The following is a 21,958-nucleotide window of genomic DNA, read 5'->3' on the forward strand; positions in this document are numbered from 1 at the left end:
CAAATACTGTCTGCGCGCCGGCCTGCACCGCACTGCCCGGCACCGCACCGCGCTGCCTACACAAGCCAAAAGCCCTGGAGGACCGATGGCGTTCGGCTGGATCGACGAGGAGGCGGGCCGGCGCCGCCGCGCCGGGCTCGTACGGACGCTGCGGCCCCGCCCCGCCGACTCGCCCCTCCTGGACCTCGCGAGCAACGACTACCTGGGCCTGGCCCGTCATCCGGAGGTCACCGAGGGCGCGGCCCGGGCCGCCCGCACCTGGGGCGGCGGCGCGACCGGCTCCCGGCTGGTCACCGGGACCACCGCGCTCCACGCCGAACTGGAACGCGAGCTGGCCGACCACTGCGGCTTCGAGGCGGCCCTCGTCTTCTCCTCGGGCTACGCCGCGAACCTGGCCGCGGTCACCGCGCTGGCCCCGCACGGCTCGCTGATCGTCTCCGACGCGGGCAACCACGCCTCGCTGATCGACGGTTGCCGGCTGGCCCGGGGTGCCACCCAGGTCGTCGGGCACGCGGACCCGGACGCCGTGGCCAAGGCCCTGAGCACGCACGAGGGTCCCGCGGTGGTGGTGTCCGACACGGTCTTCTCGGTGGACGGCGACGCGGCCCCGCTGGCCGCCCTGGCCGCGGCGTGCCGGGAGCGCGGCGCGGGGCTGGTGGTCGACGACGCCCACGGACTCGGCGTCCTGGGCGACGGCGGCCGCGGCGCCCCGCAGGCGGCCGGTCTCGCGGGCGCCGACGACGTCGTCGTGACGGTCACGCTGTCCAAGTCGCTCGGCAGCCAGGGCGGCGCCGTGCTCGGCCCCGCGCGGGTGATCGACCACCTGGTCAACGCGGCCCGGACGTTCATCTTCGACACCGGCCTCGCCCCCGCGGCGACCGGCGCGGCCCTGGCGGCGCTGCGGCTGCTGCGCCGAGAGCCGCACCGGGCGGCGCGGGCACGCGAGGTCGCGGGTGAACTCCACGCACGCCTGACGGCCGCGGGGCTGCGGGCGGTACGCCCGGACGCCGCGGTGGTCTCGGTGCGCGCGCCGTCCCCGGAGACGGCGGTCGGCTGGGCGGCCGACTGCCGTACCGCCGGGCTTGCCGTGGGCTGCTTCCGACCTCCCTCCGTGCCCGACGGCATCTCACGGCTGAGACTGACCGCCCGCGCGGACCTCTCCGCGGGGCAGATCGAACGCGCTGTACGGGTGATCGGCGAGACACGACCATGAGTCGGCGTGACACGGCCGTGCGCCGCGCCCCGATGGACGGGGCGGTCTGATCAGGACTGGATCGCGGCCGTGAATCCCGCCCAGCTCTCGGGGGAGAAGAGCAGCGCGGGTCCGGCAGGGTCCTTGGAGTCGCGTACGGCGAGCAGACCGGCCCAGCGGCCGGTCTTCGGCCGGGCAGTCTCGACGCAGTTGTTCGCTCCGGTGCTGTAACTGCTGCGCAGCCACCGGACGTCGGGCAGATCGGTACTGGAAGGTACGTGCCGAGGCAGTGCGGTCATGGTGCCTCCTTACGCGCCGTCACCTATCGCGGCGATGTAATCCAACGAGTCCTCGGGCGAAAGGGCGTGGAACTGAAGGGCGTTGAAGGCCTCGGTGTAGGCCTGAAGGTCTTCTTTCCGCTCGAGATAGAGGCTACTCGTCAAGTGGTCGAGAACAACCACATCCAGATCAGATGTGCTCGAAAATGAGAAGATAACGAAAGGCCCGGTGACGCCGATGTGTGCTCCGGCCGCGAACGGAAGTACCTGCAACCGCACTTGGGGCAGTCGCGCCGCCTCAAGAAGGCGCTCCAGCTGCCGCTTCATCACCTCGGGGCCGCCGACCTCGCGCCGCAGCACCGCCTCGTCCAGTACGGCGTCCAGCGCCAGCGGCGGTTGCGATCGCAGCACGTCCTGCCTGGCCAACCGCACCTCCACCAGGGCGTCCACCCGCTCCTCGTCCAGCCCGTCGACCGCCGCCCTGGTCACCGCCCGGGCGTACTGCGCCGTCTGCAACAGACCCGGCACCACCGAGGTCTCCAGGGTGCGCATCTCGCTCGCCTGCGACTCCAGGCTGATGAAGTCCCGGTAGGTGGGTGGCAGCACTCCTCGGTACGCGTGCCACCAGTGGTGCCGCCCGGCGCTCTCGTCGGACCCGGCCAACACCAGTAGTAACTCCCGTAGTTGGGCGTCCCGCACCCCGTAGGCGTCCAGCAGTAACCGCACGTCGGCCGGTTTCACCCCACTGGCGCCGGTCTCGATGCGGCTCACCTTCGACTGGTGCCAGCCCACCAACCGGGCCGCCTCACCACTCGTGAGTCCGGTACCGCTGCGCAGGGAACGCAGTTCCGCCCCCAGTTTCCGGCGGCGCACCGCAGGACCGTGCTGCATGGGTTACTCCTTACTCCGACCGAGGCACCCAAATATGCTCTGTCGCCCTAGAGTTCACCGCTTCGAGCGACAGATATATGCATTACTTGGTCGATCGCCTCCCGTGACCGCCGCGGTAATGGCAGTCTGGCGACGAAGCACCAGTCCGGGACCGTACTCGAACCATCCGCTCCGTGTCGGACTGCGGGCCCGTGGGAAAGGGACGACGTCGCCATGGCAGACCATCTGGAAGCATCCGTCACTCTGCCGAGCGTTCCCGCCTCGGTCTCCGCGGCCCGCACCTATGTGCTCACCACCCTGGCGGAGTGGGGACTGGCGACGGACACCGACATCGCCGACACCATCCGGCTGATCGTCTCCGAACTCACCACCAACGCCGTACAGCACACCTTCGGACAGTCACCCACCTTCACGGTGGACATCGAGCTCGACCGAGACGAACACCTGCGCATCGGTGTCACCGACAGCCACCCGCGATTCCCCAAACGACTGCCGGCCGCCGTCCAGCAGGACAACGGCCGGGGCATGGTGATCATCCGGTGGCTGGCCGCCGAGTGCGGCGGCAAACTGAGAGTCAGACCCACCCGAGAGGGCGGCAAGACGGTCTCCATCGAACTGCCGTGGTCCGTTCCGGCCGCGCCGGTATCGGCGGCGGGGCAACAGGAGCCGTAGCGGACCCCTGTCGCGGGACGGACGCGCGGGGCGACGGCGGGTCAGCTCACCGTCGCCCCGCGCGGGAGGTCACTTGACCCGGCCGTACCAGACGCTCTTCGTCCAGATCTTCTGCAGCCGGACGACGTCCCCGGTCTTCGGGGAGTGCCAGAGCTTGCCCTTCCCGGCGTAGATGCCGACGTGGTACACGTTCGAGCCCGAGTGGAAGAAGACCAGGTCTCCCGCCTTGCGGCTCTTGGAGGAGATGTGGCGCGTCTTGTTGTACTGCTGGGCGGCCGTGCGGGGCAGTTTCTTGCCGGCCTTCTTGAACGAGTACATCGTCAGCCCGGAGCAGTCGAACCTCTTCGGCCCGGTCGCCCCGTACTTGTACGGGGAGCCCTTCTTGGAGGCCGCGACCTGTAGTGCCTTCGTCGCCGGGGTGGCTGCCGCGGCGTCGGAGGTGACACCCGGGACCACGATCGAACCGCCGACGGCGGCGATGGCGAAGGCCGAGGCCGTACCGGCCCGGACCATGAGCGACGGGACACGATTGAGCGCAGTCATGCGCAACCCTTCGTCAGCCGCCTGTGAAGGATGACCTGTCGGATTCGGGCTGACAAAGTTGCCCGGCCGCTGACGCGGCTTCACCCCAAGGGCTGCTCGAACCGGCGCCTCCTGTACGGAGACAACCGTTCCGGCGACCCGTCGTGCTTGGGTCCTCCACTCCTGCCGATCCACTCCTGTCGACCGGTCATCCGCGCGGCGGCAGGACTCGGCGCCCGCCCGGATCGCCCCGCCGCTGTGGCGGGGTCTTGTCGTCAGTCAGGGATCTTGACTCACGGATGTCCGAAAAACCCAATGGAACCGGGGGTTTGTGTTGTTACTCACCACTCACCCGTTCGGGTGGACACCCTCCTGTTCGATGAGGTGTCGAGGGGCCCAAGGGGCCCCGGACCAGCAGCGGAACGTCCCATTTCGTCCTCTGACTACGCGCGTTGCGCAATCTGATCGGGCCGATAAATGCAGCCGTGTCTAGTCCGAACAGCGGTACCCCGTTTGGTCCGTTTCGGCTCCGGTCCGGACGCTCGGCGGTGGGTCGGCGCGTCCGGACCGGCTGGGGGAGCGTCAACTGTCGGAGCACGGCGGCACGGTGACGCGTGCCGTGCGGCGCTCCCCGTCCAGCACGCGCAACGCACGCGCCAGCGTGTCGGCGTGCAGTTCGGTCTCGCCCCGACGGTGCATCAGCTCCAGCGCGTCCCGCAGCGCGGCCGCCTTGCCGACCAGTGCCTGCGCGGCACGCAGTCCTCGGTACGTGTCCCCGTGCTGCGCCGGATTGATCCGGCCGAGCAGGTCGACCACGTCGAGGTAACGGTCGATCACCTCACCCTCGGCGCGGGTGAGGGCGGGCAGCGGAGGCAGATCGGGCAGCATCGCGGCTCACCACGCGTCGGGTGCGGGACGCGAGGCCTTGCGGCTCGGGACGAGCCGGTCCACCAGCCCGTACTCCACGGCTTCCTGGGCGGTGAGGATCTTGTCCCGCTCGATGTCCGCGTGCACCTGCTCAGGGGTCCGCCCGGTGTGCCGGACGAGCAGCTCCTCCATGCGGCTGCGTACCCGCGTCAACTCGTCCGCCTGGATGGCCAGATCGCTGGCCTGCCCCTGGACCGGCTCGATGATCGCGGGCTGGTGGATCACCATCCGCGCGCCCGGCAGCGCGGAGCGCTTGCCCGGCGTGCCCGCGGCGAGCAGCACCGCGGCCGACGAGCCGGCCTGGCCCAGGCAGAACGTCTCCACGTCGCACGTGACGTACTGGAGCGTGTCGTAGATCGCCGACATCGCGGTGAACGAGCCGCCGGGGGAGTTGATGTACAGCGAGATGTCCCGGTCCGGGTCCTGGTGTTCGAGGTACATCAACTGGGCCATCACGTCGTTCGCCGAGATGTCGTCGATCGGCGTCCCCAGGAAGACGATCCGCCCCTCCAGGAGCTTCGAGTACGGATCCATCGTCCGGTACCCGGAGCTGGTGCGTTCGGTGAACTCGGGCAGGACATGGCGGGCGGACGGTCGGGTCATCGGAACCCCTCCTTCGGCGTCTGTAAAAAATGTACAGGATGTACGTGACGTTATGATGGGGGTATGGCCTACGAGATTCCGGTGACGCAAGCCAGGGCTGAACTCGCCGACCTGATCAACAAGGTGGTGTACGGCGGGGAGAGGGTGGTCGTGACCCGGCACGGCAAACCCCTCGTCGCCCTGGTCTCCGCCGCCGACCTCGAACGGCTGGAGAAACTCCAGGAACCGGCCGAGGAGCAGGTGATCAGCGCGGTCTCCAGCGTCCGCGAGGTCGCCTCCGCTCCGCGCGAACAGCAGCGCTTCGGGATCGCGGCGCATCACCGGGGGACCGGACCCGGCTGACGACGGGTCGCCGCGCGGGACGCCGTGCACGAGCGGACCGTATACGGCGAGGCCCTCGTCACCGCCGACGTCCCCGAACCGCTGACCACGCCCGACTCGCGACCCCGCCGCCCGCGCCGGCCTTGGGGTGGACTCCTCGGTTCCGGGCGGTCTGTGCTCGCCCCAGCTCCAGCCTGCGGTCTTGCCTTCCTCCTCCCCGCTGTCGCCACCGTCGCCCTTCGGGCGACTGGTGGCCGCCGCGCTGAGCCGGTCCCTCGCCCCGCGCGGTTAACGTGGTTGAAACCCAGTCCAACTAGCCTGCACCCCTCCACGCCACCAGGGCCTTTGCCCCGGGGCAGCGGCAACCGGACCCCGTACGGTCCGAAGCGAGGACTGTGAGGTGGGACGTGCAACTGACCCCGCACGAGCAAGAGCGACTGCTCATCCACGTGGCGGCCGACGTGGCTGAGAAGCGCCGGGCCCGCGGACTCAAGCTGAACCACCCCGAGGTCGTCGCGCTCATCACCTCGCACATCCTCGAAGGCGCCCGTGACGGTCGTACGGTGGCCGAACTCATGGCGTCCGGGCGCAAGCTGCTCACCAGGGACGACGTCATGGAGGGGATCCCCGAGATGATCCACGACGTCCAGGTCGAGGCGACCTTCCCGGACGGCACCAAACTCGTCACCGTCCACGACCCGATCGTCTGAGCGGAGCGGCCGCCATGATTCCCGGAGAGATCCTGTTCGCGGACGACCCGATCGTCTACAACGAGGGCCGTGAGGTCACCCGGCTGACCGTCCTCAACGCCGCCGACCGGCCCGTCCAGGTCGGCTCCCACTATCACTTCGCCGAGGCCAACCCCGGGCTGCAGTTCGACCGCGGTGCCGCCCGCGGCAAGCGCCTCGACATCGCCGCCGGCACCGCCGTGCGCTTCGAGCCCGGCATCCCCGTCGAGGTCGAACTCGTCCCGCTGGCCGGTGCCCGGGTGGTGCCCGGTCTGCGCGGGGAGACCGGAGGTGCCCTCGATGCCTGAGATCTCGCGTGACGCGTACGCCGACCTGTTCGGCCCGACGACCGGCGACCGGATCCGGCTCGCCGACACCGATCTGCTGATCGAGATCGAGGAGGATCGTTCCGGCGGGCCAGGGCGGGCCGGTGACGAGGCCGTCTTCGGCGGTGGCAAGGTCATCCGCGAGTCCATGGGCCAGTCGCGGGCCACCCGCGCTCAGGGCACTCCCGACACAGTCATCACCGGTGCCGTGATCGTCGACCACTGGGGCATAGTCAAGGCCGACGTCGGTGTCCGCGACGGGCGGATCACCGGGATCGGCAAGGCGGGCAACCCCGACACCATGGACGGGGTGCACCCCGACCTGGTCATCGGCCCGGAGACCGAGATCATCGCGGGCAACGGGCGGATCCTGACCGCGGGCGCGGTCGACGCGCACGTCCACTTCATCTGCCCGCAGATCGCCGACGAGGCGCTGTCCTCGGGCGTCACCACGCTGGTCGGCGGCGGTACCGGACCCGCCGAGGGTTCCAAGGCGACCACCGTCACGCCCGGTCCGTGGCATCTGGCCCGGATGCTGGAGGCGATGGAGCAGTACCCCCTGAACATCGGCTTCCTCGGCAAGGGCAACACCGTCTCCCACGAGGCGATGCTGTCCCAGATCCGCGGCGGCGCGCTCGGTCTGAAACTGCACGAGGACTGGGGCTCCACCCCGGCCGTCATCGACGCCTCGCTGACCGTCGCCGACCGGACCGGCATCCAGGTCGCGATCCACACGGACACCCTGAACGAGGCCGGGTTCGTGGGGGACACCCTCGCGGCGATCGCCGGCCGCGGGATCCACGCGTACCACACCGAGGGCGCCGGCGGCGGGCACGCGCCCGACATCATGACCGTGGTCTCCGAGCCGCACGTGCTGCCGAGCTCGACCAACCCGACCAGGCCGTTCACCGTCAACACCGCCGAGGAACACCTCGACATGCTGATGGTGTGCCACCACCTCAACCCGGCCGTCCCGGAGGATCTCGCCTTCGCCGAGTCCCGCATCCGGCCCTCCACCATCGGCGCGGAGGACATCCTCCACGACCTCGGCGCCATCTCGATCATCTCCTCCGACGCGCAGGCCATGGGGCGGGTGGGCGAGGTCGTCCTGCGGACCTGGCAGACCGCGCATGTGATGAAGCGACGACGGGGGGCGCTGCCGGGTGACGGGCGTGCGGACAACCACCGGGTACGGCGGTACGTGGCCAAGTACACGATCAACCCCGCCCTCGCCCAGGGCCTCGCCCGCGAGATCGGCTCCGTCGAGTCCGGCAAGCTCGCCGACCTGGTGCTGTGGGAGCCCGCGTTCTTCGGGGTCAAGCCGCACCTCGTGATCAAGGGCGGGCAGATCGCGTACGCGCAGATGGGCGACGCGAACGCCTCCATCCCGACTCCGCAGCCGATCCTGCCGCGTCCGATGTACGGAGCGATCGGGCGGGCGCCCGCCGCCAACTCGTTCAACTTCGTGGCACCGCTCGCGATCGAGGACGGCCTGCCGGAGCGGTTGAACCTGGGCAAGCGCTTCGTCGCCATCGAGTCGACGCGGGGCGTGACCAAGGCGGACATGCGCGAGAACGACGCCCGGCCCCTTGTCCGGGTCGATCCCGACAGCTTCGCCGTGCACATCGACGGGGAGCTCGTCGAGGCGACTCCGGCCGCCGAACTGCCCATGGCCCAGCGTTACTTCCTCTTCTGAGGCACGGATCCCATGTCACGAGCAGCGCTTCTGGTCCTGGCCGACGGCCGCTTTCCCGCCGGGGGGCACGCGCACTCCGGCGGGGCGGAGGCGGCCGTCAAGGCGGGTCGGGTCACCGGGGCGGCGAGCCTGGAGGACTTCTGCCGGGGACGGTTGCAGACGACGGGGCGGGTCGCCGCCGCGCTGGCCGCGGCCGCCGTACTGGGCGTGGATCCCGTGGAGTTGGACGCGGCGGCGGACGCGCGGACACCGTCGCCCGCGTTGCGGGGGGCCGCGCGGAAGCTGGGCCGCCAGCTGATGCGGGCCGCGCGGGCGACCTGGCCGTCCGCGGAACTCGACGCGCTGGCACGGGAGTTCCCCAAGGGGGCGCATCAGCCGGTGGTGCTCGGGCTGGCGGCTCGGGCGGCGGGGCTGGGGCCTGTCGACGCGGCGTACTGCGCGGCGTACGAGAGCGTGAGCGGGCCGGCGTCAGCGACGGTGCGGTTGCTGAGTCTGGATCCCTTCGACGCGACGGCGGTGTTGGCTCGGTTGGCACCGGAGGTGGATCGTGTCGCGGATACGGCGGTGGAGGCGGCGCGGTCGGTTCTCGACGAAGGGGTCGAGGCGTTGCCCGCGGGGTCGGCGCCGTTGCTGGAGATCTCGGCTGAGGTGCATGCGGCGTGGCCGGTACGCCTGTTCGCCTCCTAGGAGGGTTTCGCCCCCTCCGCCCCTACCCGTCCCATCCCCAGGGGCTCCGCCCCTACGACCCCGGCGGGACTGCGTCCCTGCGCCCGTTCCGGGGCTTCGCCCCTGGGCCCTGGTGGGGGCGGCGGGGTGGTGTGGGTTGGGCGGGGCTTCGCCCCTGGACCCCGGCGGGGACTGCGTCCCCTGCACCCCTGCCTGGGGCTTCGCCCTGGACCCCGTGGGGACGAGGTGCTCTGGATCGGGCGGGACCGCGTCCCGTGCGCCGCTTCCGGGGGTTCCGCCCTTGGGACCCGGGCGGGGCGTGGTGGGGCGCCGTCCGGCGGGATGGCGTCTCCGGTGCCGCGGTCCCGCGCTGACAAACACAATGCCCTGGGCCCGGGCGGGGACTACGCCCCCGCACCGCTCCCAGGGCTGGTAACACCACATCAGTTGTAGAGGAGCCGCACATGCATCTCGACCACTCCCACGACGGCCACGCCGCTGTCAGTGCTGATGCTCGTCGTCCTGATGGCAGGCGGCGGGCCCTGCGGATCGGGCTCGGGGGGCCCGTCGGGTCGGGGAAGACCGCCACCGTTGCCGCGCTCTGTCGGGTTCTGCGGGACGAGTTGTCGCTGGCCGTGGTGACCAACGACATCTACACGCGGGAGGACGCCGAGTTCCTGCTGCGGGAGGCCGTGCTGCCGCCCGAGCGGATCACCGCCGTGGAGACGGGGGCGTGTCCGCACACCGCGATCCGGGACGACATCTCCGCCAACCTGGAAGCGGTGGAGGACCTGGAGGACGAGGTCGGGCCGCTGGACCTGATCCTCGTCGAGTCGGGTGGGGACAACCTCACGGCGACCTTCTCCAAGGGGCTCGTCGACGCGCAGATCTTCGTCATCGACGTGGCCGGCGGAGACGACATCCCGCGCAAGGGCGGGCCCGGTGTCACCACCGCGGACCTGCTCGTCGTCAACAAGACCGACCTCGCCCCTTACGTCGGCTCCGACCTCGGGCGGATGGCGGCGGACGCCAAGGCGCAGCGGGCCGAACTGCCGGTCGTGTTCCAGTCGTTGAGGAGCGGCCCCGGTGTGACGGACGTCGCCGACTGGGTGCGGGAACGGCTCGCCGCGTGGACGGCATGACCGCGGGCGGGACCGGAGTGCGGGCGACCGCGCGGATGCTCGCGCGGGGCGACGGCCGGGGCGGTACGTCCCTGCCGGTACTGGAGGGCGACGGGCCGCTGGCCCTGCGGCGGACCCGGGGGAGCGGCGACGAGGCGCGGGTCATGCTCGTCGGCGCGATGAGCGGGCCGCTCGGCGGCGACCACTTCACCGTGGAGGCCGCGGTGGAGAGCGGGGCCCGGCTGCGCGTCGGATCGGCCGCCGCCACCATCGCGTTGCCGGGCCAGGCCAAGGGCGAGGCCCGCTACGACGTCCGGATCACCGTCGCCGACGGCGGTGAACTGCACTGGCTCCCCGAGCAGTTGATCTCCGCCCGGGGCAGCGACCTGTCGGTCACGACCCGTGTCGACCTCGGGGCCACGGCCCGGTTCGTGCTGCGTGAGGAGCAGGTGCTCGGGCGGGCCGGGGAGGAGCCCGGGCGGCTGGGCAGCCGGCTGATCCTGCGCGTCGCGGGACGGACCGTGCTCGACCAGGAGCTGGCCTGCGGCCCAGGCGCCCCGGGAGGCTGGGACGGGCCCGCCGTCCTCGCCGGTCATCGTGCCGCCGGGCAGATCGTCGTGGTACGGCCAAAGTTCGCGAGCGAGCCGGTCCCGGCGCGGGTACTGGGGGACGGCGCCGCGGTGCTGCCGCTCGCCGGTCCTGCCGCCCTGGTGACCGCCGTGGCGCCGGACGCGCTCCGGCTGCGGCGAGTTCTGGACGAAGCCATGACAAATCTGGGTTAGGGCACGGAGTCCGCCGAGCGAACGGCGCAGTCCGCTTATCGGATTGGCAAAGAAAGTCCGGCCACCCCTGTTCTCAGGCGCCTCACAGCCGAGAGGATCCCCGTACTCATCAACAACGTACGGGGAGGGCCCCCTTGAGGGACAAGAGAGTGGCGAGGCGCACGGCAGCGTTCGGTTCCGCCGGAGTGCTCGTCACGGCGACGCTGATAGCCGGCGCCGTGGCCGCGCCCACGGCGAGCGCCAGCGGGGACGGGCGCCACGGCGGTCAGGACCGTGCGGCCCGCGGCGCGGCGATCGCCGCCGCCAAGGCCGAGAAGGCCGGAATCGACTGGCAGGACTGTCCGGCCGACTGGGGCCTGGAGAAGCCCATCCAGTGCGGCTATGTCACCGTGCCGCTCGACTACGCCAAGCCGTACGGCAAGCAGATCAAGCTCGCCGTCGACCGCATCGGCAACACCGGTACCAAGAAGGAGCGTCAGGGCGCGCTCATCTACAACCCCGGCGGGCCGGGCGGCTCGGGCCTGAAGTTCCCGCGCCGGGTCATCACCAAGGCCCCCGTGTGGGCCAACACGGCCAAGGCGTACGACTTCGTGGGCTTCGACCCGCGCGGCGTCGGCCACTCCGCGCCCATCTCCTGCGTCGACCCGCAGGAGTTCGTGAAGGCGCCCAAGCTGGACCCGGTGCCGGACTCCGAGGCCGACAAGCGCGCTCAGCGCAAGCTCGCCCGGGAGTACGCCGAGGGCTGCTACGAGCGCAGCGGCGAGATGCTGCCGCACATGACCACGCCGAACACCGCGCGCGACCTGGACGTGATCCGCGCCGCGCTCGGCGAGAAGAAGCTCAACTACCTGGGCGTCTCCTACGGCACCTACCTCGGCGCCGTCTACGGCACGCTGTTCCCGGGCCACGTCCGCCGGATGGTCGTCGACAGCGTCGTCAACCCGTCCCAGGACAAGATCTGGTACGAGGCCAACCTCGACCAGGACGTCGCCTTCGAGGGCCGCTGGAAGGACTGGGAGGACTGGGTTGCCGCCAACGACGCCACCTTCCACCTCGGCGACACCCGCGCCGAAGTCCAGGCGCAGTGGCTCCAGTTGCGGGCCACCGCGAAGAAGAGCCCGATCGGCGGGGTCGTCGGACCGGCCGAACTGCTCAGCTTCTTCCAGGGCGCCCCGTACTACGACTCCTCGTGGGCCCCGGTCGCCACGGTCTTCAGCAAGTACGTCGCCGGGGACACCCAGGCGCTCGTCGACGCGGCCGCCCCGGACATGTCGGACACCGCGGGCAACATCGCCTCGGAGAACGGCAACGCCGTCTACACGGCCGTGGAGTGCACCGACGCGAAGTGGCCCACCAGTTGGAAGAAGTGGGACCGGGACAACACCCGGCTGCACCAGAGCCACCCCTTCCTGACCTGGTCCAACGCTTGGATGAACCTGCCCTGTGCGACCTGGCCGGTCAAGCAGCAGACCCCGGTGAACGTGAAGACCGGCAAGGGTCTGCCGGGCGTGCTGATCGTGCAGTCCGAGCGTGACGCCGCCACGCCGTACGACGGCGCCGTCGAACTGCACAAGCGGTTCAAGGGCTCCCGCCTGATCACCGAGAAGAACGCGGGCTCGCACGGCGTGACCAGCCTGGTCAACCCGTGCATCAACCCGCGGGTGGACTCCTACCTGCTCACCGGCAAGCTGGACCGCGCCGACGTCACCTGCGCGCCGCACGAGACGCCGAAGCCGTAAGTCCCATGACGGCGGGGAGGGGGCGGTCGTCGGCCGCCCCCTCCCTTCGTGTTCAGGCGCCGAGCGTGTCGAGGAACGCGTCCTCCGCCGCGTAGTCGAAGAGGTCGCCGTACGTCCGGAACATCTTCGGGTACGCCTCCCGCCAGTCCCGTCCGGCCAGTTGCCGTTCGATCCAGGCGACGGTGTCCGGCAGCGTCTCGGCGTACCGGACCACCGGACGGTAGCCCAACTCCCGTTCGGCGGCGGACATGTCGCAGACCACCGGCACCGGCACCGTCCACGGCGTGTCCCCCACGGTGGGGGCGGGTGGCGGGCCGTCCACCAGGACGTTCTCCCGTTCGACGCCCATCACCGTGTCGATCGCCCGGGCGATCTCCGCCACCGTCGGCGCGTCCGGGTCCACGGCGTTGAGGGCGCGGGTGCCCGGTCGCGCGGCGGCCAGCCGGATCAGCTCGGCGATGGTGTGGACACTCGCCGGATGGAACCGGCTCTCGCCGCGGTACGGGAGGACCCGCCGAGGCCGGCCGTCCAGGTTGCGCTTGACGAAGTAGAGCTCGCGCGGGGTCATGCAGTGCGGGCCGTGGATCGCGCCGGCCCGCAGCAGCGTGATGGGCAACTCGGCGCCCGCGGCGAGGAGTTCGCGCTCCAGCCCGGCCTTGCGGGTGCTGTACGAGGCGTCACCCGGCCGAACGGTCCCCTGGTCCTCCGTGATCGGCAGCGGGTACTCGGGAAAGCCGTCCGGCTCGCCCTGGGTGTCGAAGTTGCGGCCCTTGTCGTCCTCGTACACCGAGACGCTGGAGATCACCACGGCCGAGCCCACCCGGTCGGCCAGCGAGGTCAACTGCCGTGCGTGCCCGGGCCCGTACGCCACCATGTCGACCAGCACGTCGCAGCCGTCGCCGACCACCTCGGCCAGCGCCGCCGTGTCCTCCCGGTCGGCCCGCGCGACCCGCACGTCCCCGGGCCAGCTCTCGTCACGTCCTCCGCCCCGCGACAGGGCCGTCACCTCCCAGCCGTCCCCGGCCAGCGCGCCCACGGCCACCCGCCCGATCTGTCCCGTCGCTCCGATCACCACAGCACGTCTCATGCCATGACCGTACGGTCCGGACGGCCCCCGCCCCAGGGATGTCTGCCGACAGCAGAGATCAACTCAGCGGCAGTTTGCGGAACCTGCGCTCCTTGTCCGAGTTCGCGGCGGTGTCCTCCGCCTTCGCCACGGCCGCGTACTTGTCGACGTACTCCTGCTCGGACAGCGACAGGATCGCGTACATGATCTCGTCGGTGATCGCGCGCAGGACGGCCTTCTCGTTCTCCATCCCGGCGTAGCGGGAGAAGTCGAGGGGCTTGCCGAAACGGATCACCACCGGGTGCAGGTTCGGGACGACCTTGCCGGGTGGCTGCGCCTCGAAGGTGCCGATCATCGCGCACGGAATCACCGGCACGCCGGCCCTGAGCGCCATCACCGCGACGCCGACCTTGCCCTTGTAGAGCCGCCCGTCATGGGAGCGCGTGCCCTCGGGATAGATGCCGAGCAACTGGTCCTTGCTCAGCACACCGAGGCCCTCGCGGATCGCGGCCTGACCCGCCTCCTTGCCCGAGCGGTCCACCGGGATCTGACCGGCGCTGCGGAAGAAGGCCGCGGTCAGACGGCCCTTCAGGCCGGGGCCGGTGAAGTACTCCGCCTTGGCGAGGAAGGTGATGCGCCGCTTCAGGACGGCGGGCATCAAGAAGTGGTCGGAGAAGGACAGATGGTTGCCGGCGATGATCGCGGCACCCGTGTCCGGTACGTGTTCCAGGCCCTCTATCCGGGGCCGGAAGACAAGTCTCAGCAGGGGGCCCAGCAACACGTACTTGAGCACGTAGTAGAACAACGGGTCGCTCCTCACTCCGGCGGTGGGCCGGGCCGCCGTGTTCCAGCAGGTCAACCGGCGTGCTGTGGGGGTGTCAAGTGTAGGGGCAGGACGGGAGGGGCGAAACCGCGTCCGGTCCATCACCCCGGCCCGGACGAGGGCCCGTTGGGGATTGCCCGGACGACCCGACCCGCAGGGCTTCCCCGTCCGGCCCCGGGGTGGTGCCCTCACAGCCGCACCACGATGAGCGCCGTGTCGTCGGTGGCGCCTCCCGGGGGCAGCAGTTCCAGCAGGACGGAGTCCGCGAGGACCTCGGGGTCGGCCCCGCGATGCCGGGTGAGCGAGGCGGTGAGCCGGGCGAGGCTCGTGTCGATGTCCTCGTGGCGCCGCTCGATCAGGCCGTCCGTGTACAGCACGAGGGTGGCGCCATCGGTGAACGCCGTGTCGGCCTGGGGTCTGGGGGCCGGGTCGGGACGCGCGTCGAGCGGCGGGTCGGTGGCCCGGTCGAGGAACTCCGTCCGGCCGTCCGGATGCACCAGCACCGGCGGTGGATGTCCGGCGCTGCTGTAGGCGATGGTGTGCAGGTCGAAGTCGATGAACGTGGTGACGGCGGTGGCCGATTCGGCACCGTCGACCACGTGCGCGTAGCGCCCCAGCACGTCCAGCGCCTCGGCGGGGCCCTCGGCCACCCGGGAGGCGGCGCTGAGGGCGCTGCGCAACTGGCCCATGACGCCGGCGGCCTCCAGCCCGTGGCCGACCACGTCGCCCACGGACACCCCGAGCCGATGGCCGCCGACCAGGTCGATCAGGTCGTACCAGTCGCCGCACACGTTCAGCGCGCCGACCGCGGGCCGGTAGCGCACCGCCGCCCGGTGGTCGCTCACCTGGCGGCCGGCCGGCAGCATCGCCTCCTGGAGCGCCAGGGCCACCTCGCGCTCACGGGCGTGCAGGCGCCGCAGCCGTTCGTTGAGCTCCTGGAGCTCACGGGCGCGGGTGTACAGCTCGGCCTCCAGCACCCGGGCCTTGCCGGTGTGCGCGCCGCCGCGGGCCTGGATCAGTTCGGTGACCTCCTCGACCCGGTGCACCAGCAGCACCACCGTTCCGTCCGGGCCGAGCACCGGCGCGTTGACGGGGCTCCAGTAGCGCTCCTGCCAGTGCCCGGGCCGCTCCGGGTCCTCGATGTCATAGCGCTGGAGTGCCATCGCGTCGCGCTCACCGGTGGTCAGCACCCGCTGCAGGGAGGCCTCCAGATTGCGCCTGCCGGTCGCCGAGGGGTCGTTGGGATTGTCCGGGAAGACCTCGAACAGATGGCGGCCGATCACCTGCTCCCGCCTGCGGCCGGCGGTGCGCAGGTACTCCTCGTTGACGTCCACGAACACGAGGTCGGGCGTGAGCAGGGCGACGATTCCGGGCAGGGCCTGGAACGCCGCCGCGTAGTCGACCGCCGAATCGTTCATGGCTCCCGCTCTCGCCACCGAGATCACCCCAGTTTCGCACGATATGCGGTGTTCTACGTCATGCCGATGGCTCCGTCAGGGGCTGCTCGGCCCAGATGATCTTCCCTTCGGGGGCGAAGCGGGTTCCCCACCGCTGGGTGAACTGGGAGACCAGCAGCAGCCCGCGCCCGCCCTCGTCCGTGGTGCGCGGATGACGCAGGTGCGGTGCGGTGGCGCCGCCGTCGAGCACCTCGCAGATCAGTGCCCGCTCCTTGATCAGACGCAGCCGGATGGGCCCGGAGGCGTACCGGATGGCGTTGGTGACCAGTTCGCTGACGACCAGCTCCGTGGTGAACGCCAGCTCCTCGAGGCTCCACTCGGTGAGTTGCCGGGTGGCCGCCTTGCGCGCCTCGGCCACCACGGCCGGGTCACCGGGCAGGTCCCAGTCCGCGACCTGGTCGGCGCCGAGGAGCCGGGTCCGCGCCATCAGCAGGGCCACGTCGTCGTCCGGATGCTCCGGCGCCAGCGCGTCGACCACGCTCTGGCAGCGCACGTCCAGCGAGGTCGCCTCCCGCTCCAGGGCCCGTCGCAGCCGGTCCCGGTCCGAGTCCACGGACCGCTTCGGACCATGGGCCAGCAGACCGTCGGTGTGCAGGGCCAGCGTGCTGCCCTCCGCCAGCGCCAGCTCGACCGCCTCATAGGGCGGCCCGCCCACGCCGAGCGGCGCCCCCTGCGGAAGATCGACGAAGGTGATCGTCCCGTCGGGCAGCACCACAGCGGGCGCGGGATGGCCCGCGGCGGCCATCGAGCACCCACCGTCGGCGGGGTCGTAGACGACGTAGACACACCCGGAGCCCACCGCCTGGGTGCTGTCCGCGCCCACCGGATCCGCCTCGACGCCCTCCTCGCGGGCGGTCCGCGCCACCAGGTCGTCCAGGTGGGCGAGCACCTCCTCGGGCGGCAGCTCCAGCGCCGCGAGGGTCCGTACGGCGGTCCGCAGACGTCCCATCGCGGCCGCGGCCCCGATGCCGTGCCCGGGCACCTCGCCCACCACGAGGGCGACCCGCGCGCCCGACAGCGGGATCAGGTCGTACCAGTCGCCGCCCAGGCCGGTCAGCTCGTCGGCCGGGCGGTAGCGGACGGCGACCTCCACCGCGAACTGGTCGGGCAGCCGGTGCGGCAGCAGGTTGCGCTGCAGGACCAGGGCGGCGTCCCGTTCGCGGGTGTAGCGGCGGGCGTTGTCCACGCACACGGCCGCCCGCGAGACGAGATCCTCGGCCAGATGCAGGTCGTCCTCGTCGAAGGGCTCCTGGTGGCCCCGCCGGACGAACGTGCTGACCCCCAGGGTGACCCCCCGCGCCCGGACCGGCACCACCATGACACTCTGCGGGCCCGGCTCGGAGGCGTCGGGGCCCTCGAGGGAGTCGGTGTCCCACTCCGGGGTGAACGGGTCGAGCCGCTCCCGGAGCCAGGACCGGCCGGTGGTCAGACAGTGGACCGGTGGCGACCCGGGTGGGTGGACGACGTCCTCGCCGATGCCGACGGTCCAGGCGACCACGGCGTCCGCCGACCGACGTCCGGCCCGTCGCAGCCGCACCGGAGCGACCCCGTCCAACGGGCCGGGGGCCGGTTCCGCGCCCCGCAGCACCGACTCCAGCAGGTCCACGACGACGTGGTCGGCGAAGGCCGGGACCGCCACGTCGGCCAGCTCCTGCGCCGTTCGCACGATGTCCAGACCGCGACCGATCCGCTCACCCGCCCGGTCCAGCAGGGCCAGCCGCTGCCGGGTGCGATGGTGCGCGGTGATGTCGACGACGGTGTAGTAGACGCCCATCGGGTGACCTTGCTCGTCGTCGAGCCGGGTGAACGACAGCATCTGCGCGGTCTCCCGGTGCGGTGAGGACCGCAGATTGCCGATCTGCTCGTATCCGATGACCGACTCCCCGGTCGCCAGGACGTGGCGCATGTGCGCCTCGGCCTCGTCGGTGTCCAGGCCCGGCTGTACGTCCCGCAGCCGCAGCCCCAGCCGCTGCTCGGGCGGCCCGCCACCGAACCGGGCCATCGCGGCGTTCGACCAGACGAACCGCAGGTCCGTGTCGACGATGGCGATCCCGATCGGCGAGCGGGCCACCATCTGCTCCAGCACCGTGCGGTGCATGTCCCACCCCGAGGCCCCCGTCAGTTCCGACAGCAGCATCAGCCACCGCGAGGGCCCCCGGGCCTCCTCGGTGGAGGCGACCCGCGCCATGACCCTGACCGGCCCTCCGTCGCCGCGCCGGACCGTCAGCAGCCCCGCCCAGCCGCCGTCCCGGTGCCACCGCTCGATCAGGCCCGGCACCCGACCGGCGTCCTCGGCGGACACCAGATCGGCCAGGCTCGTGCCCACCGCCTCGGCGGCGGGGTGGTCCAGCAGCCGTTGCGCCTGGGCGCTCCAGCTCGTCACCACCCCCGCGGAGTCGAGCAGCAGGGGTGCGGCATCCGCCACGTCGAACCGCCGACGGGCAGTGTCACGCTCCTCGTCTGTGCCCACGGCCGACCTCTCTGTAGCCGAGAGTGGTCTACCACCCCGTGACTCAATCTTGCCCCTTTCGGCAGAGATCGCGCGGTCGGCCGGTGCCCGCCGGGGCGGCACCGAGGGGACGGACGGCGCCGCACCGGCCGACCGCCCGGGTCACCCCCTGCCCAGCACCCTCTCCAGCGCTCCCAGCGCCATGGCGAGCTCCTCCTCGGTGATCGTCAGCGGCGGGGCCAGCCGGATGGTCGAGCCGTGGGTGTCCTTGACCAGGACGCCCTCCCGCAGCAGCCGCTCGCCGATCTCACGACCGGTGCCCACGGCCGGGTCCACGTCGACGCCCGCCCACAGCCCACGCGCACGGAAACCGACCACGCCGCTGCCGACCAGAGCCGTGAGCCCGTCGCGGAGCACCGTGCCGAGATCGGCGGCCCGGCGCTGGAACTCGCCCGTCTCCAACAGCTCCACCACCGCCGTGCCGACCGCGGCGGACAACGGGTTGCCGCCGAACGTCGACCCGTGCTCGCCCGGCCGCAGCACGCCGAGCACGTCCCGGCGGGCCACGACCGCGGACACCGGGACGATGCCGCCGCCCAGCGCCTTGCCCAGCAGCAGCACGTCCGGCACCACACCCTCGTGCTCCACGGCGAGCGTGCGTCCCGTGCGGCCGAGCCCCGACTGGATCTCGTCGGCGACGAAGAGACAGCCCAGGCGTCGGGTCAGCTCCCGTACGCCGGTCAGATAGCCCTCGTCCGGGACGACCACGCCGGCCTCGCCCTGGACGGGCTCGATCAGCACCGCCGCGGTCGTCTCGTCGACGGCCGCCTCCAGAGCGGCCAGGTCGTTGTACGGCACCACCCGGAAGCCCGGCGTGAAGGGGCCGAAGCCCGCCCGGGCCGTCTCGTCCGTGGAGAACGACACGATCGTCGTCGTACGGCCGTGGAAGTTGTCCGCCGCCACCACGATCGTGGCCCGGTCCGCCGGGACGCCCTTCACGTCGTACGCCCACTTGCGGGCCACCTTGATCGCGCTCTCCACCGCCTCGGCGCCGGTGTTCATCGGCAGCACCATGTCGAGCCCGGTCAACTCCGCGAGCCGCTCGGCGAATTCGGCGAGCCGGTCGTTGTGGAAGGCGCGCGAGGTGAGCGTCAGCCGGTCCAGCTGGCGGTGCGCCGCCTCGATCAGCGCGGGGTGCCGGTGACCGAAGTTGAGAGCCGAGTAGCCGGCCAACAGGTCGAGGTAGCGGCGGCCCTCCACGTCCTCCACCCAGGTGCCCTCCGCTCGGGCCACGACCACGGGCAGCGGATGGTAGTTGTGCGCCAGCACCGGCCCCTCGGCGTCGATCAGGTCGGCGGACGAACGCGTGCGGACGGGAGCGGTCATGAGCGGATCTCCTGAGTGCAGCACTTGATGCCGCCGCCGGCCTTCTGGAACTCCGAGAGGTCGACGGGGACGGGGACATAACCGCGGTCGGCGAGGCGGGTGGCCAGTGCCTCCGCGCGGGGCGCGATGAAGACGTTGCGGCCGTCGGAGACGGAGTTCAGTCCGAACGTCATGGCGTCGTCGCGGGTGGCGAGCACCGCGTCCGGGTACAGCCGCGCGAGGACCTCCCGACTGCCGTGGGAGAAGGCCTGCGGGTAGTACACGATGTTGCCGTCGTGCCCGCCGTCCAGGACGAACAGGGCCGTGTCCAGGTGGTAGAAGTACGGGTCCACCAGCGTCAGGCTGATCACCGGGTGCCCGAAGAACTCCTGCACCTCACGGTGTGCCTCGCGGGTCGTGCGGAAGCCGGTGCCGGCCAGCAGGTACCGGCCCGTCCACACCAGGTCGCCCTCGCCCTCACAGACGGACGTGGGGCGGTGGACGTCGTAGCCGGCCGCCTTGAACCAGGTGTTGTAGTGCGTGGACTCGGGGCGGCGCTCCGGCGCGTGGAAGAGCGAGCCGAAGACCCGGCCGCCGACCACGACCGCCGAGTTGGCGGCGAAGACCATGTCCGGGAGGCCCGGGACCGGCTCCAGGGTGGAGACCTCGTGGCCGTGGGCCCGGTAGGCGCGGATCAGCTCCTGCCACTGCTCGTGCGCCAGATCGGTGTCGACTCGGGTGTCGGGATGCATCCAGGGGTTGATCGCGTACTGCACGGCGAAGTGTCTGGGTTCGCAGACGAGGAAGCGCCGTCGGCGCGGCACACGGGTATCGGTCACAGAGGGGTTCCTCCGCTTCCTGCGGGTGTCGACTGAGGGTTGACACCAAGGTAGGAAGAGGTGGATACACCCGACAAGAAACAAGAAGTGCGCGCTTGCGCAGGATTGCTGCGTCTTCGGCCTATTCAGCGCACGTCCGTTGCGCCGCCCGGGTTTTCCTCCGGCGCGGGCTGGCTGGCGCCCGCCTCCGGGCTCTCCGGGAGCAGGTGGGACAGCACCATCACACTGATCGTCTTCCGGATGAACGGCTCCGTCCGGATCCGCTCCAGCACCTCCTCGAAGTGGTCCACGTCCCGCGCCCGCACATGCAGCAGCGCGTCCGCCCCGCCCGTCACCGTCATCGCCGCGGTGATCTCCGGATGGTGGCGGACCATCTGAGCGAGCCGCCGGGGCGGGGCCGCGCCCTCGCAGTACACCTCGACGTAGGCCTCCGTGAGCCAGCCCAGCGCCGACGGCCGTACCGTCGCCGTGAACCCGGTGATCACACCGGTCTCGCGCAGCCGGTCCACCCGCCGCTTCACCGCCGTCGCGGACAGCCCGACCACCGCGCCGATCTCGGCGAAACTGGTCCTGGCGTTCGCCATCAGCGCGGTGAGGATCTTCCGGTCGAGGTCGTCGAACGGTGTGGGCCTGCTGTTCATGCGGGCACTGTATCCAGCACCCGCGGGGCACCCGCCACCGGCGCGCACCTCCGCACGCAGGCACATGTCCAGTCGTACGAATTGCTCCTACACTCCACCTTCATGCTGCGCGCCCTGGCTGTCGACGACGAACACCCCTCACTGGAGGAACTGCTCTACCTCCTGAACGCCGACCCCCGCATCGGCAGTGCGGAGGGCGCCGGTGACGCGACCGAGGCGCTGCGCCGGATCAACAGAGCCCTGGAGTCCGGTCCGCTCGGGCCGGAGGCGATCGACGTGGTCTTCCTCGACATCAACATGCCCGGCCTCGACGGGCTGGACCTGGCCCGCCTGCTGACCGGGTTCGCGAAGCCGCCGCTGGTGGTGTTCGTCACCGCGCACGAGGACTTCGCCGTCCAGGCCTTCGACCTCAAGGCCGTCGACTACGTCCTCAAACCCGTCCGCAAGGAACGCCTCGCGGAGGCCGTCCGCCGGGCCGCCGAGCGCAGCGACCTGAGCCCCCGCATCCCCGTGCACGAACCCGACCCGGACCACATACCCGTGGAGCTCGGCGGCGTGACCCGCTTCGTCCTGGTCGACGACATCACGCACGTCGAGGCGCACGGCGACTACGCCCGGCTGCACACCGACAAGGGCAGCCACCTCGTACGGATCCCGCTGTCCACCCTGGAGGAACGCTGGCGCTCGCGGGGCTTCGTCCGCATCCACCGCCGCCACCTGGTCGCACTGCGCCACATCGGCGAACTCCGCCTGGACGCGGGTACGGTGAGTGTCCTGGTCGGCGCCGAGGAACTCCAGGTCAGCCGCCGCCACACCCGTGAGCTGCGGGACCTGTTGATGAGGAGGCCGTGACG

At 71.3% G+C, this 21,958-nt stretch carries 23 protein-coding genes and 1 riboswitch; of the genes, 11 read left to right on the forward strand and 12 right to left on the reverse strand.

All coding sequences use genetic code 11. From position 1 onward, the window contains the following. The first annotated feature begins 85 nt into the window (after window positions 1-85). On the forward strand, window positions 86-1,213 hold the full coding sequence (locus ABZ027_RS20890; RefSeq protein ID WP_356770392.1) for an 8-amino-7-oxononanoate synthase: 1,128 nt from the start codon (window positions 86-88) through the stop codon (window positions 1,211-1,213). A gap of 50 nt (window positions 1,214-1,263) precedes the next feature. Here ABZ027_RS20890 and ABZ027_RS20895 read toward each other — a convergent pair whose 3' ends face one another. Together ABZ027_RS20895 and ABZ027_RS20900 are read right to left on the reverse strand one after the other, a co-directional pair. Further along, window positions 1,264-1,491, reverse strand: coding sequence for a DUF397 domain-containing protein (locus tag ABZ027_RS20895; RefSeq protein ID WP_356770394.1), 228 nt, complete (start codon window positions 1,489-1,491; stop codon window positions 1,264-1,266). 9 nt (window positions 1,492-1,500) lie between these two features. Then, window positions 1,501-2,361 carry a helix-turn-helix transcriptional regulator gene (locus ABZ027_RS20900; RefSeq protein ID WP_356770396.1) on the reverse strand — a complete coding sequence of 287 codons (861 nt, stop codon included), beginning with the start codon at window positions 2,359-2,361 and terminating at the stop codon, window positions 1,501-1,503. A gap of 213 nt (window positions 2,362-2,574) precedes the next feature. Between ABZ027_RS20900 and ABZ027_RS20905 the strand changes: the two genes are divergently transcribed. After that, window positions 2,575-3,033 carry an ATP-binding protein gene (locus ABZ027_RS20905; RefSeq protein WP_356770398.1) on the forward strand — a complete coding sequence of 153 codons (459 nt, stop codon included), beginning with the start codon at window positions 2,575-2,577 and terminating at the stop codon, window positions 3,031-3,033. A 69-nt stretch (window positions 3,034-3,102) separates the two neighbouring features. Here ABZ027_RS20905 and ABZ027_RS20910 read toward each other — a convergent pair whose 3' ends face one another. From ABZ027_RS20910 to ABZ027_RS20920, 3 genes are all read right to left on the reverse strand, one after another. Next, entirely contained in the window at window positions 3,103-3,576 is a 474-nt protein-coding gene (locus ABZ027_RS20910; RefSeq protein ID WP_356770400.1) for a C40 family peptidase, read from the reverse strand. Between the two features lie 4 nt (window positions 3,577-3,580). Further along, window positions 3,581-3,790: riboswitch (cyclic di-AMP (ydaO/yuaA leader) on the reverse strand. 347 nt (window positions 3,791-4,137) lie between these two features. Further along, window positions 4,138-4,443, reverse strand: coding sequence for a hypothetical protein (locus ABZ027_RS20915; protein ID WP_356770402.1), 306 nt, complete (start codon window positions 4,441-4,443; stop codon window positions 4,138-4,140). A gap of 6 nt (window positions 4,444-4,449) precedes the next feature. Further along, complete coding sequence (locus ABZ027_RS20920; RefSeq protein ID WP_356770404.1) at window positions 4,450-5,085, reverse strand: ATP-dependent Clp protease proteolytic subunit; 636 nt, start codon at window positions 5,083-5,085, stop codon at window positions 4,450-4,452. 63 nt (window positions 5,086-5,148) lie between these two features. On the opposite strand from ABZ027_RS20920, the gene ABZ027_RS20925 reads away from it, so the two are divergent. From ABZ027_RS20925 to ABZ027_RS20960, 8 genes are all read left to right on the forward strand, one after another. Next, window positions 5,149-5,427, forward strand: a complete 279-nt coding sequence (locus ABZ027_RS20925; protein ID WP_356770406.1) for a type II toxin-antitoxin system Phd/YefM family antitoxin — start codon at window positions 5,149-5,151, stop codon at window positions 5,425-5,427. Window positions 5,428-5,813: 386 nt separating this feature from the next. Then, window positions 5,814-6,116, forward strand: coding sequence for an urease subunit gamma (locus ABZ027_RS20930; RefSeq protein WP_356770408.1), 303 nt, complete (start codon window positions 5,814-5,816; stop codon window positions 6,114-6,116). A 14-nt stretch (window positions 6,117-6,130) separates the two neighbouring features. Then, window positions 6,131-6,442: an urease subunit beta gene (locus tag ABZ027_RS20935; protein WP_356770410.1), complete on the forward strand. Its 312-nt coding sequence runs from the start codon at window positions 6,131-6,133 to the stop codon at window positions 6,440-6,442. Continuing rightward, window positions 6,435-8,156, forward strand: a complete 1,722-nt coding sequence (locus tag ABZ027_RS20940) for an urease subunit alpha (RefSeq protein ID WP_356770412.1) — start codon at window positions 6,435-6,437, stop codon at window positions 8,154-8,156. The genes ABZ027_RS20935 and ABZ027_RS20940 overlap by 8 nt, the downstream gene beginning before the upstream one ends. 12 nt (window positions 8,157-8,168) lie before the next feature. Next, on the forward strand, window positions 8,169-8,843 hold the full coding sequence (locus tag ABZ027_RS20945; RefSeq protein WP_356770414.1) for an urease accessory UreF family protein: 675 nt from the start codon (window positions 8,169-8,171) through the stop codon (window positions 8,841-8,843). 443 nt (window positions 8,844-9,286) lie between these two features. After that, window positions 9,287-9,964: an urease accessory protein UreG gene (gene ureG / locus ABZ027_RS20950; protein ID WP_356770416.1), complete on the forward strand. Its 678-nt coding sequence runs from the start codon at window positions 9,287-9,289 to the stop codon at window positions 9,962-9,964. Continuing rightward, window positions 9,961-10,725: an urease accessory protein UreD gene (locus ABZ027_RS20955; RefSeq protein WP_356770572.1), complete on the forward strand. Its 765-nt coding sequence runs from the start codon at window positions 9,961-9,963 to the stop codon at window positions 10,723-10,725. The genes ureG and ABZ027_RS20955 overlap by 4 nt, the downstream gene beginning before the upstream one ends. Window positions 10,726-10,859: 134 nt before the next feature. Continuing rightward, window positions 10,860-12,464 carry an alpha/beta hydrolase gene (locus tag ABZ027_RS20960; RefSeq protein ID WP_356770418.1) on the forward strand — a complete coding sequence of 535 codons (1,605 nt, stop codon included), beginning with the start codon at window positions 10,860-10,862 and terminating at the stop codon, window positions 12,462-12,464. A gap of 52 nt (window positions 12,465-12,516) precedes the next feature. On the opposite strand, the gene ABZ027_RS20965 is transcribed toward ABZ027_RS20960, so the two are convergent. The 7 genes from ABZ027_RS20965 to ABZ027_RS20995 all read right to left on the reverse strand — a co-directional run bounded on the left by ABZ027_RS20965 (window position 12,517) and on the right by ABZ027_RS20995 (window position 21,104). Continuing rightward, window positions 12,517-13,551 (reverse strand): NAD(P)-dependent oxidoreductase, encoded by a 1,035-nt coding sequence (locus tag ABZ027_RS20965; protein ID WP_356770420.1) that lies wholly within the window; start codon window positions 13,549-13,551, stop codon window positions 12,517-12,519. Between the two features lie 58 nt (window positions 13,552-13,609). Beyond that, entirely contained in the window at window positions 13,610-14,335 is a 726-nt protein-coding gene (locus ABZ027_RS20970; protein WP_356770422.1) for a lysophospholipid acyltransferase family protein, read from the reverse strand. A 206-nt stretch (window positions 14,336-14,541) separates the two neighbouring features. Then, window positions 14,542-15,771 carry a SpoIIE family protein phosphatase gene (locus ABZ027_RS20975; protein ID WP_356770424.1) on the reverse strand — a complete coding sequence of 410 codons (1,230 nt, stop codon included), beginning with the start codon at window positions 15,769-15,771 and terminating at the stop codon, window positions 14,542-14,544. Between the two features lie 58 nt (window positions 15,772-15,829). Next, a complete protein-coding gene (locus ABZ027_RS20980) occupies window positions 15,830-18,280 on the reverse strand; it encodes a SpoIIE family protein phosphatase (protein WP_356770426.1) in 2,451 nt (816 codons plus the stop codon). 141 nt (window positions 18,281-18,421) lie between these two features. After that, the gene (gene rocD, locus ABZ027_RS20985; protein WP_356770428.1) at window positions 18,422-19,645 is read right to left on the reverse strand and encodes an ornithine--oxo-acid transaminase; all 1,224 of its coding nucleotides are present in this window, start codon (window positions 19,643-19,645) and stop codon (window positions 18,422-18,424) included. Beyond that, the gene (ddaH, locus tag ABZ027_RS20990; protein WP_356770430.1) at window positions 19,642-20,463 is read right to left on the reverse strand and encodes a dimethylargininase; all 822 of its coding nucleotides are present in this window, start codon (window positions 20,461-20,463) and stop codon (window positions 19,642-19,644) included. The genes rocD and ddaH overlap by 4 nt, the downstream gene beginning before the upstream one ends. A gap of 125 nt (window positions 20,464-20,588) precedes the next feature. Next, on the reverse strand, window positions 20,589-21,104 hold the full coding sequence (locus ABZ027_RS20995; RefSeq protein WP_356770432.1) for an Lrp/AsnC family transcriptional regulator: 516 nt from the start codon (window positions 21,102-21,104) through the stop codon (window positions 20,589-20,591). A gap of 102 nt (window positions 21,105-21,206) precedes the next feature. Here ABZ027_RS20995 and ABZ027_RS21000 point away from each other — a divergent pair, with 102 nt between their 5' ends. Then, on the forward strand, window positions 21,207-21,956 hold the full coding sequence (locus ABZ027_RS21000; protein ID WP_356770434.1) for a LytTR family DNA-binding domain-containing protein: 750 nt from the start codon (window positions 21,207-21,209) through the stop codon (window positions 21,954-21,956). The last annotated feature ends 2 nt before the right edge of the window (window positions 21,957-21,958 follow it).

The organism is Streptomyces sp. NPDC006332 (genome assembly GCF_040612855.1).
Taxonomy (GTDB): domain Bacteria; phylum Actinomycetota; class Actinomycetes; order Streptomycetales; family Streptomycetaceae; genus Streptomyces.